Annotated in this window: 1 rRNA gene; it reads right to left on the bottom strand. The window is 55.7% G+C overall.

Annotation, left to right across the window (positions count from 1 at the left end):
• Nucleotides 1–3: 3 nt before the first annotated feature.
• Nucleotides 4–3159 (bottom strand): 23S ribosomal RNA (locus J2Y41_RS22985).
• Nucleotides 3160–3171 lie beyond the last annotated feature (12 nt).

Raw genomic sequence — 3171 nt, 5'->3', positions numbered from 1 at the left:
TGTGTGGTGTAAGTTGTTGGCCTATTAGTACCGGTCAGCTTCACGAGTCTTTGGTCCTCGCTTCCACATCCGGCCTATCAACCCAGTGGTCTGGCTGGGGGCCTCTCACACGTATTGTGTATGGAAATCTCATCTTGAAGCGAGCTTCCCGCTTAGATGCTTTCAGCGGTTATCCCATCCGAACGTAGCTAATCAGCGGTGCACTTGGCAGTACAACTGACACACCAGAGGTTCGTCCGTCCCGGTCCTCTCGTACTAAGGACAGCCCTTCTCAAATTTCCTGCGCGCGCAGCGGATAGGGACCGAACTGTCTCACGACGTTCTAAACCCAGCTCGCGTACCGCTTTAATGGGCGAACAGCCCAACCCTTGGGACCTACTCCAGCCCCAGGATGCGACGAGCCGACATCGAGGTGCCAAACCATGCCGTCGATATGGACTCTTGGGCAAGATCAGCCTGTTATCCCCGAGGTACCTTTTATCCGTTGAGCGACGGCCATTCCACAATGTACCGCCGGATCACTAGTCCCGACTTTCGTCCCTGCTTGAGATGTCTCTCTCACAGTCAAGCTCCCTTGTGCACTTACACTCGACACCTGATTGCCAACCAGGCTGAGGGAACCTTTGGGCGCCTCCGTTACTTTTTAGGAGGCAACCGCCCCAGTTAAACTACCCATCAGGCACTGTCCCTGACCCGGATCACGGGCCGAAGTTAGATGTCCAAAGTGACCAGAGTGGTATTTCAACGATGACTCCACCCGAACTGGCGTCCGGGCTTCAACGTCTCCCACCTATCCTACACAAGCCACTCCGAACACCAATACCAAACTATAGTAAAGGTCTCGGGGTCTTTCCGTCCTGCTGCGCGTAACGAGCATCTTTACTCGTACTGCAATTTCGCCGAGTTTATGGTTGAGACAGCGGGGAAGTCGTTACTCCATTCGTGCAGGTCGGAACTTACCCGACAAGGAATTTCGCTACCTTAGGATGGTTATAGTTACCACCGCCGTTTACTGGGGCTTAAATTCTCAGCTTCGCCCACAAGGGGCTAACCGGTCCTCTTAACCTTCCAGCACCGGGCAGGAGTCAGTCCGTATACATCGTCTTGCGACTTCGCACGGACCTGTGTTTTTAGTAAACAGTCGCTTCCCCCTGGTCTCTGCGGCCCACACCCGCTCACGGAGAGCAAGTCTCCATCACGGGGCAGGCCCCCCTTCTCCCGAAGTTACGGGGGCATTTTGCCGAGTTCCTTAACCATAATTCTCTCGATCGCCTTGGTATTCTCTACCTGATCACCTGTGTCGGTTTGGGGTACGGGCGGCTAAAACCTCGCGTCGATGCTTTTCTAGGCAGCATAGGATCACCGGATCCCCCCGAACGGGAGTCCCATCAGATCTCAGGATCGTGCTCGAAACACACAGGAACGGATTTGCCTATCCCTGACCCTACATCCTTGGACCGGGGCAACCATCGCCCGGCCCGGCTACCTTCCTGCGTCACACCTGTTAATACGCTTACCTCCCGGGATCAGGTCCCGCGCTCGGCCAAAACCCACACACCACAAGGGTGGGCGGGCAGGCTCCGGGCGGTTAGTATCCCCCGCTTGGCATGGGCGGTTTTTCGCCGGTACGGGAATATCAACCCGTTGTCCATCGACTACGCCTGTCGGCCTCGCCTTAGGTCCCGACTTACCCAGGGCAGATTAGCTTGACCCTGGAACCCTTGATCATTCGGCGGACGGGTTTCTCACCCGTCTTTCGCTACTCATGCCTGCATTCTCACTCGTGTAGGCTCCACCGCTGGTTTCCACCGCGACTTCACTGCCCACACGACGCTCCCCTACCACTCCACACCCCTGAACCACGAAGGCTAGGGTACCGTGTGAAATCCACAACTTCGGCGGTGTACTTGAGCCCCGCTACATTGTCGGCGCGGAATCACTTGACCAGTGAGCTATTACGCACTCTTTCAAGGATGGCTGCTTCTAAGCCAACCTCCTGGTTGTCTTCGCAACTCCACATCCTTTCCCACTTAGCACACGCTTAGGGGCCTTAGTTGGTGGTCTGGGCTGTTTCCCTCTCGACTATGAAGCTTATCCCCCACAGTCTCACTGCTGCGCTCTCACTTACCGGCATTCGGAGTTTGGCTGACGTCAGTAACCTTGTAGGGCCCATCGGCCATCCAGTAGCTCTACCTCCGGCAAGAAACACGCAACGCTGCACCTAAATGCATTTCGGGGAGAACCAGCTATCACGGAGTTTGATTGGCCTTTCACCCCTACCCACAGCTCATCCCCTCCATTTTCAACTGAAGTGGGTTCGGTCCTCCACGACGTCTTACCGTCGCTTCAACCTGGCCATGGGTAGATCACTCCGCTTCGGGTCTAGATCACGCCACTACACTCGCCCTGTTCAGACTCGCTTTCGCTACGGCTACCCCACACGGGTTAACCTCGCGACGTAACACTAACTCGCAGGCTCATTCTTCAAAAGGCACGCCGTCACAGTTACTAGTGATTACTCACGACTGCTCCGACGGATTGTAAGCACACGGTTTCAGGTACTGTTTCACTCCCCTCCCGGGGTACTTTTCACCTTTCCCTCACGGTACTGGTCCGCTATCGGTCATTAGGAAGTATTTAGGCTTATCAGGTGGTCCTGACAGATTCGCACGGGATTTCTCGGGCCCCGTGCTACTTGGGATCCTCTCCAGGCGGTACACAACATTACGGTTACGGGGCTCACACCCTCTCTGGCCGGCCTTTCAAGACCGTTCACCTATGCCTGCACTACACACCCCACCGGTCCGGCAGAACCAGTACGGAAAGTCCCACAACCCCGCCCATGCAACGCCCGCCGGCTATCACACATGGAAACGGTTTAGCCTGATCCGCGTTCGCTCGCCACTACTAACGGAATCACTCTTGTTTTCTCTTCCTGCGGGTACTGAGATGTTTCACTTCCCCGCGTTCCCCCCACGCACCCTATGTGTTCAGATGCGGGTCACACAATCACCCAAAAGCGTTGTGCGGGGTTTCCCCATTCGGACATCCTGGGATCAACGCTCGGTTATCAACTCCCCCAGGCTTATCGCAGATTCCTACGTCCTTCTTCGGCTCCTAATGCCAAGGCATCCACCGTGTGCCCTTAAAAACTTGACCACACACAAACCA

Origin of the sequence: Arthrobacter sp. 1088 (assembly GCF_031455315.1) — a bacterium.
Taxonomy (GTDB): domain Bacteria; phylum Actinomycetota; class Actinomycetes; order Actinomycetales; family Micrococcaceae; genus Arthrobacter.
This window is presented reverse-complemented; position numbering and strand designations above follow the sequence as displayed.